Below are 7,331 nucleotides of genomic sequence, written 5' to 3'. Positions count from 1 at the left end.
TATAAGTCTTCCGATATTGAAAGAATTATTGCGGACAGCGAAACACAGAATCAATCATCCAACCAAATCATGCCCTATGAAAAGAACTAAAGGAGATTATCCTTCCTTCAACCTGTTTTCCATTGTCGGCACATGGGAAAGTGTTAATCTGAATCCTACGGTTATCATCTACCGGAACGACAAAGATTATCTTCTCTCTATCATATATGTATCAGAAACTACTAAACAGGCTTCTCCTGCTACTTATGAGATACAGCAAGATGGTAGCCAGTATTTTATTACCGCTGCATCCAAATGGCTCTATATAGATTATGATCCGGGAAAAGATGTACTTAGCCTTTCGTCACTGGGTGACTATCTGCGTAACTAATCAATCAACCAGTTAATTATCTAATTGATTAGCCATCTAGCAATCTTGAAATCAATCTTTCAATAAAACAATCTTTCAATCATGGAACTAATAAATAAAGATACCCCACAAGTCAAAGAATTTATTTCTTCGCTCGATTCAATGCTGAACGGTATTGAATCTATTGTCAAACACTATAAGCCCCATCTGAACGGAGAGCGTTTTCTTTCCAATCATGAGGTTTCTAAAAAACTGAATGTCAGTTTGCGAACCCTGCAAGAATGGCGAGATACAGGGCTAATCCCCTTTATCCAGATAAAAGGAAAGATTATCTACCGCCAAAGTGATATTGATAAGCTGCTCCAAAGGCACTACTTTGAAAGTTGGAAAGAATAACCTGCTACCCTCGAAAACATTGTTTTTCGGAATTTAATTTGAATCATTGACTTTTCCAGTGAAGTATTTAGTCTGTGCAAGTCTTTAGATAAAAATACGCTCGAAATGCAATGAGAGGAAGATTTTTATCTAAACCGAAGGCTTGGACTTGAACAGGCTAAATACGGAACTTACCTTTGTCAATGCTTCATATTGAGTTCTGGAAAACTTACTTCAAAAGAAAAGGATTGAGAAAATGAAATTCATTCTTCCCAATCCTTTTTCTGTATTGGCTACTACCTTTATTATATAGCCAACTCTGACAAGCAGCTATTTACTTTCTGCATATCCTTTAGAATATTCTGATCCAGTACCCGTGCATAGTGTTTTGTTACGCTGGTATCGGCATGACCTAACATCTTGGCTACGTTCTCCATGCTTACGCCATTCGCTAGGCAAATGCTTGTGGCATAGCTATGTCTGGCGGTGTGTGTGCTCAAATTCTTATGAATTCCGCACACATCGGCAATTTCTTTAAGATAGCTATTCATGCGCTGATTACATAATACAGGTAAAAGTTTTCCGGTACATTCTGCTACATTTTTATACTTGTCAAGAATAGAAGCAGCCACAGGTAACACAGGAATATTACACATAATTTTCGTCTTTTGGCGGTTCTTCCTTATCCAAAGTTCTCCTTTATTGTCTTTTACTAAGTGTTCAGGAGATAAATCTTTCACATCACTGAACGCCAATCCGGTAAAAATGCAAAAGACAAAAATATCCCTTACTTGTTCTATCCGCTTAATCGTGAACTCTTTGGCAAGAATGATTTTAATCTCGTCCATCGTTAGGAATTCGGGATCAGTATCTTCCAGTTTGAAACGATAGTAGGCAAATGGATCTTTCTTTATCCAATCGTTTTCCAAAGCTACACGGATAATCTTTTTCAAGTTCTTTAATCGGGTGATAGCAGAGTTCTGCGCACAACCCTTTTCAATTTTCAAGAAAGCGTCAAACTTAGAAATGAAGTTCGCTTCTAAATTATTCAGGGCAATATCCGACAACTGATATTCCTTCTTGATGAATTCCTCCAAATATCGGGTAGTGGTTTCATACCTTTGTACCGTCTTACTAACAAAGTCTTTGCCGATCAACTTACGGCTTTGCTCATTATGTTCCCTGAATACCTGCAATAAAGTCTTGTTATCTTCGTCCACACCATAAAACAACTTTCTCACAAGATCAACAGTGATAATCTTGTCGGAAGTTTCCAGTTCTCTATAAATTTGGTGTATGCGTGAACGTGTGATTTCTAAGTAGTGGTTCAGTTCCACCGACATACGGTCTTTACCTTTTGAATTTTCTTTTGCTTGATTCCATAAGTTTACAGGGCAGCTTCTTTTGATAGAAATATCTACCATACAGCCGTTTACGGTAATTCTCATGCACACAGGTGCTTCTCCGTTCTTTAATAATTTGCCTTTCTTGATGAAGAACAATACAGAAAATGATTTACGAGCCATTTTTACATCGTTTTTAGAGTTACAAAACTATGTATTCTCTTCCAAAGTAGTACTATGCAAAACACTATGAATCAGTGAGAAAGATGCAAATTTGTGGGACTTTTTTGAACTAAATTTTAGTCCCACGATTTATCCACCGATAATATGCTTGAAACGGCTATTTTCTGCCACCTGCTAGAAAAAAGAAATCCCCGATAATGTTTGATTATCAGGGATTTGCTTGATTTTTCTTTTGTTTTCAGTGATCCGCTTGGGGCTCGAACCCAAGACCCCAACATTAAAAGTGTTGTGCTCTACCTGCTGAGCTAGCGAATCAATCCTTTATTGCTGTTAAGCGGGTGCAAAGATAGGAATGTTTTTTGAAAATGCGAAATATTATTGATTTTTTTTGGGAAATAAATAGGGCGATGGGGAATTAATGCGGACAAATAATGAAGAAACTAGGATTCATTTTATATCCTTATACCTTTTGTTTTATATGGCTACACCCTTTGCCCCACAGGGCTACACCATATTACAAAAAGGGTGTAGCCATATAGAGTAAAGGGTGTAGCCTTTTTACGACTGAATGAATATATTGAATATCAAAGTTTTACGAACGAATGAAAATGCTGGGAATGATCTATCTTCTACTTTGATTCGTGATTCTTTTTATTCAACAATCATAATTCGGTCATTCAATCCCACTTTGGTGTTTTCTTCTACGAAGATTTCCTTTACTATACCATCTGCAACAGCTCGGATCTCATTTTCCATCTTCATAGCTACCAGTACACACAATGGATCTCCACGTTTTACAGTATCACCTTTCTTAACGTATACCCTTAAGATTACACCTGGCATAGGAGATTCTATCAATTGGCGGCCCAGCTTATCGGAACCACTACGGGTGTTATGAATCTTTTCCAGTTCGCTTTTTAACTCGATCTGAAACAAATCTCCTTTGTTCATGATGGTGTAGGCAGAGTGGGAGATGGGGGATATTTGTACTCCGTGCGAATGATTATTTATGATAATGGAGTAGATAGAGTCTCCACCTACATTATAATCCACCTCATAAATTTGGCCATTGACTGCTACTTTCTTTATGGGTCCATCTTCGAGTATCTCAACTTTATACTCGGTATCAGGAATATCCTGTATTTTGGCGTAATATGTTGCTAATATTGTATTCATAAGCATTCATTTTGGGGAGTTATCAAAATAACTTCTTATTATTAAAATAACTTTTATTACCTGAATAACTCCTTTAATTTAATAATTATTGGCTGTCATTTGTAGCTTACCATAATATTTCCAAAGAGAATCACCCACTACAGGAAGAGTTGTGGCGCGGGAAGCAGCATCTTTCTCCTCCTCATAATGCTTCAGGGCAGCGGCTATAACGGCTACAGTAGGATCGGTGTTCTGGCGGCGTTTCAAATCCTCCTTGTCAAAACGTGTGTCTATGAATGTTGTATCATAATTTCCTTTCAGAAATGCTTCATTCTTCAATACACGTTGGTGGAAGGGGATAGTGGTCTTGATACCCAAAATCTTGTATTCGCGCAAGGCACGTGCCATACTGGATATTGCAGAATCTCGATTACGTCCCCAACAACATAGTTTGGCAATCATCGGATCATAGTGTAGTGACACTTCGAAGCCTGCGTATGCGGCACTATCCAGGCGGACGTTACGTCCTTCAGGAGCCTCGCGTACGGTGATTACACCGGGTGAAGGCATAAAGTTGTTTACCGGATCTTCGGCATAGATGCGGCACTCTATGGCAGCACCCCGGAATTCAATATCTTCTTGTTTATAAGGCAGACGATTGCCACCGGCCACAAGAATCATATCACGTACAAGGTCGACACCGGTACACTCTTCCGTAACAGGATGCTCCACTTGCAGACGGGTATTCATTTCGAGGAAATAGAAGTTCTGGTCTTTGTCCATCATGAATTCCAATGTGCCGGCACTGTAATAACCTATCTTTTTGCAGGCTTCCACAGATACTTTGAACATTTTCTTGCGAGTTTCGTCTTTCACGAAGGGTGACGGGGACTCTTCTATAACCTTCTGATTACGGCGTTGAATGGAGCATTCACGCTCGTGCAGATGGATAACGTTACCATATTTATCACCTAAAATTTGCACTTCAATGTGATGTGGATTTTCGATATACTTCTCGATATATACAGCATCGTTGCCAAACGAACTACCGGCTTCAGATTGTGACAATCGGAGAGCTTCTTCGATATCTTGTTCCGAACGGACCAAGCGCATACCTTTTCCACCTCCGCCAGCCAATGCTTTCAGCATGATTGGATAACCTACTTCGGTAGCCACTTTCTTGGCCTCTGCAATTCCTTTTACAGGGTTCTCTGTACCGGGAACGATAGGCAATCCAGCTTCACGCATGATTTTCCGTGCCTCTGTCTTGATGCCCATCTTGGCGATAATATCGGCATTCGGACCGATAAATATTACTCCTTCTTCTTCACATCTACGGGCAAAGTCGGCATTCTCTGACAAGAATCCGTAGCCGGGATGGATGGCGGCACCGATTTTCTTGGCGATGGCAAGAATCTTTTCAGGTTTCAAATAGGACGTATCTTCGGGTGAATCGGAGATGCAGTAAGCTTCTTCGGCGTAGCGCACATGCAGGGCACCACGGTCAACACGTGTATAAATGGCAACCGTAGCAATGTTCATCACCCGGCAGGTGCGGAAGATGCGCATGGCTATTTCTCCTCGGTTGGCAACTAATATTTTCTTTATCATAACTCAGTCCTCCTATTATTATAAAGGTAGATTGGAATGTTTCTTCGGAGGATTCGACTGCCGTTTGTTAGCAAGCATTTCGAAACTCCTGATCAGGTGCAGACGGGTGATAGTAGGGTCGATAACCTCGTCTATATATCCCAGTTCGGCTGCACGATACGGGTTGGCAAACTTGCTCCGATAGTCATCCTGCATTTCTTTCCGTTTGGCATCGGTGTCTTTGGCGGCATCGATGTCCTTGCGGAATAATATATTTACCGCACCGTCCGGACCCATTACGGCAATTTCGGCAGTGGGGAAGGCGAGATTTACATCACCACGGATATGTTTGGAACTCATTACGCAGTAAGCTCCTCCGTAAGCCTTGCGGGTAATCACTGTGACCTTAGGAACAGTTGCTTCGCAATAGGCATACAGTAGTTTGGCGCCATTCCGAATGATGCCGCCGTACTCTTGGTCAATGCCCGGAAGGAATCCCGGAACGTCTACGAGCGTGAGCAGAGGAATGTTGAATGCATCGCAGAAACGTACAAAACGCGCTGCTTTGATGGAAGCATTGATGTCCAGTGTGCCTGCCAGTGCCAGCGGTTGGTCGGCCACTACGCCGATGGTCTTTCCGTTCAGGCGGATGTAACCGATGACGATGTTTTTGGCATAATCTTCCTGTAATTCGAAGAAATTATTATCATCCGCTACCGCACGAATCATCTCTTTGATGTCGTATGGCTGATTTGGATTAGTAGGAATCAATTGAGTAAGTTCCGGAGTGAGGCGGGTAGGAGAGTCGGTAGTTGCTACAAAAGGCGGTTCCTCCATATTGTTGCCCGGCAGATAGGAAATCAGTTCCCGAATGTAATTGATACATTCGATGTCGTTTTCCGCAGCGAGATGGGCAACGCCTGATTTGGTGGTATGCACATCGACACCGCCAAGCTCATCTTTCGAAACTTCTTCTTGGGTAACGCTCTTTACAACATCGGGGCCAGTGATGAACATATATCCCGAATCCTTTACCATCAGGATGAAGTCGGTCAATGCAGGTGAGTACACTGCTCCACCTGCGCACGGACCCATAATAGCGCTTATCTGTGGAATAACGCCCGAAGCCAGTGAGTTACGTAGAAAAATTTCAGCATATCCTGCCAATGAACGTACACCTTCCTGGATGCGTGCACCTCCCGAGTCGTTCAAACCGATGATAGGGGCACCCATTTGCATGGCCATATCCATCACTTTGCAGATTTTCTTCGCATGAGTTTCGGAAAGCGCACCGCCGAAAACAGTAAAATCTTGTGCAAATACATAGACTAAACGTTTGCCAATCATACCATAGCCGGTGACAACGCCATCGCCTTGATACTTTTGTTTTTCCATACCAAAGTCGGTGCAACGGTGTGTTACCAACTTGTCCAGTTCGATGAATGATCCTTTTTCTAGTAGCAGGTCAATGCGCTCGCGTGCGGTGAGTTTGCCGGCAGAATGTTGTTTCTCGATGCGGGCTTCTCCGCCTCCCATTTCGGCTGTACGGTTCAGTTCCTCCAGTCGTGTAAGTAGTTCCTTCATAGGCATTAATTGTTTTTGGTCTGGCATAAAAGTAGTAGATTGGTAGCGGAAACCCTGTCATACAAATTACATTGTATCAATTTTCTTTGTGATTACCGATTAATCATGTACTTTTGCTGCCATTATTAAGAATTCGTTTTTACTTGAAATTATTTTTATAAATTACGTATATATTATATAATGAACTATCCCCCCGGAAAGTTCACATTATTCATACATTAAATCATTTATATGGCTACAGTAGACGATAAGAAGATTATTTTTTCTATGGTTGGGTTAAATAAAACCATTCCGCAGAACAACAAGCAGGTGTTAAAGAACATCTACCTCTCGTTCTTCTATGGAGCGAAGATCGGCATCATCGGTCTGAACGGTTCTGGTAAATCAACCCTGCTGAAGATTATCGCCGGGTTAGATAAATCCTATCAGGGCGAAGTGGTGTTTTCACCGGGATATACAGTAGGATATTTGGCGCAGGAACCCTATCTTGACCCTACCAAGACTGTGAAAGAGATCGTTATGGAAGGTGTGCAGCCCATTGTGGATGCCCTGAACGAATACGAAGAAATCAACCAGAAGTTCGGTTTGCCCGAATATTACGAAGATCAGGATAAGATGGACAAGCTCTTCGCACGTCAAGGCGAATTGCAGGACATCATTGATGCTACCGATGCCTGGAACCTCGATAGTAAGCTGGAACGTGCGATGGATGCTTTGCGTTGTCCGCCCGAAGATCAGTCGGTAGAACATCT

General features: G+C 41.8%; 7 protein-coding genes, 1 tRNA gene and 1 pseudogene. 4 read left to right on the top strand and 5 right to left on the bottom strand.

Going from position 1 to position 7,331, the window contains the following annotated elements:
* The 3 genes and pseudogenes from Q1W14_RS04575 to Q1W14_RS04565 all read left to right on the top strand — a co-directional run.
* Positions 1 to 90: pseudogene (locus Q1W14_RS04575) on the top strand (DNA-binding protein); the annotation flags it as partial.
* Complete coding sequence (locus Q1W14_RS04570; protein WP_065763044.1) at positions 77 to 370, top strand: DUF3876 domain-containing protein; 294 nt, start codon at positions 77 to 79, stop codon at positions 368 to 370. The pseudogene Q1W14_RS04575 and the gene Q1W14_RS04570, both read left to right, overlap by 14 nt.
* A gap of 81 nt (positions 371 to 451) precedes the next feature.
* Entirely contained in the window at positions 452 to 745 is a 294-nt protein-coding gene (locus Q1W14_RS04565) for a helix-turn-helix domain-containing protein (protein WP_300699610.1), read from the top strand.
* Between the two features lie 284 nt (positions 746 to 1,029).
* Here Q1W14_RS04565 and Q1W14_RS04560 read toward each other — a convergent pair whose 3' ends face one another.
* The 5 genes from Q1W14_RS04560 to Q1W14_RS04540 form a co-directional block, all read right to left on the bottom strand.
* Positions 1,030 to 2,250 (bottom strand): site-specific integrase, encoded by a 1,221-nt coding sequence (locus Q1W14_RS04560; protein WP_300699609.1) that lies wholly within the window; start codon positions 2,248 to 2,250, stop codon positions 1,030 to 1,032.
* 242 nt (positions 2,251 to 2,492) lie between these two features.
* Positions 2,493 to 2,565: transfer RNA gene (locus Q1W14_RS04555), tRNA-Lys, on the bottom strand.
* Positions 2,566 to 2,901: 336 nt separating this feature from the next.
* Positions 2,902 to 3,426, bottom strand: a complete 525-nt coding sequence (locus Q1W14_RS04550) for a biotin/lipoyl-containing protein (protein ID WP_300699608.1) — start codon at positions 3,424 to 3,426, stop codon at positions 2,902 to 2,904.
* Positions 3,427 to 3,504: 78 nt separating this feature from the next.
* Positions 3,505 to 5,016 carry an acetyl-CoA carboxylase biotin carboxylase subunit gene (accC, locus tag Q1W14_RS04545; RefSeq protein WP_300699607.1) on the bottom strand — a complete coding sequence of 504 codons (1,512 nt, stop codon included), beginning with the start codon at positions 5,014 to 5,016 and terminating at the stop codon, positions 3,505 to 3,507.
* An 18-nt stretch (positions 5,017 to 5,034) separates the two neighbouring features.
* Positions 5,035 to 6,579 carry an acyl-CoA carboxylase subunit beta gene (locus Q1W14_RS04540; RefSeq protein WP_300699606.1) on the bottom strand — a complete coding sequence of 515 codons (1,545 nt, stop codon included), beginning with the start codon at positions 6,577 to 6,579 and terminating at the stop codon, positions 5,035 to 5,037.
* A gap of 231 nt (positions 6,580 to 6,810) precedes the next feature.
* Between Q1W14_RS04540 and Q1W14_RS04535 the strand changes: the two genes are divergently transcribed.
* Positions 6,811 to 7,331, top strand: a 521-nt coding sequence (locus Q1W14_RS04535) for an ATP-binding cassette domain-containing protein (protein WP_300699605.1), incomplete at its 3' end; no start/stop codon positions are given.

The sequence above is a fragment of the Bacteroides sp. genome (assembly GCF_030151085.1).
Lineage (GTDB): Bacteria > Bacteroidota > Bacteroidia > Bacteroidales > Bacteroidaceae > Bacteroides.
The sequence above is the reverse complement of the archived record's forward strand: the minus strand, read 5'-3'. Positions and strand labels throughout refer to the sequence as shown.

Coding starts and splice junctions, on each gene's coding strand:
- Q1W14_RS04570 (WP_065763044.1), top strand. CDS start 77: ATGAAAAGAACTAAAGGAGATTATCCTTCCTTCAACCTGTTTTCCATT.
- Q1W14_RS04565 (WP_300699610.1), top strand. CDS start 452: ATGGAACTAATAAATAAAGATACCCCACAAGTCAAAGAATTTATTTCT.
- Q1W14_RS04560 (WP_300699609.1), bottom strand. CDS start 2,250: ATGGCTCGTAAATCATTTTCTGTATTGTTCTTCATCAAGAAAGGCAAA.
- Q1W14_RS04550 (WP_300699608.1), bottom strand. CDS start 3,426: ATGAATACAATATTAGCAACATATTACGCCAAAATACAGGATATTCCT.
- accC (WP_300699607.1), bottom strand. CDS start 5,016: ATGATAAAGAAAATATTAGTTGCCAACCGAGGAGAAATAGCCATGCGC.
- Q1W14_RS04540 (WP_300699606.1), bottom strand. CDS start 6,579: ATGAAGGAACTACTTACACGACTGGAGGAACTGAACCGTACAGCCGAA.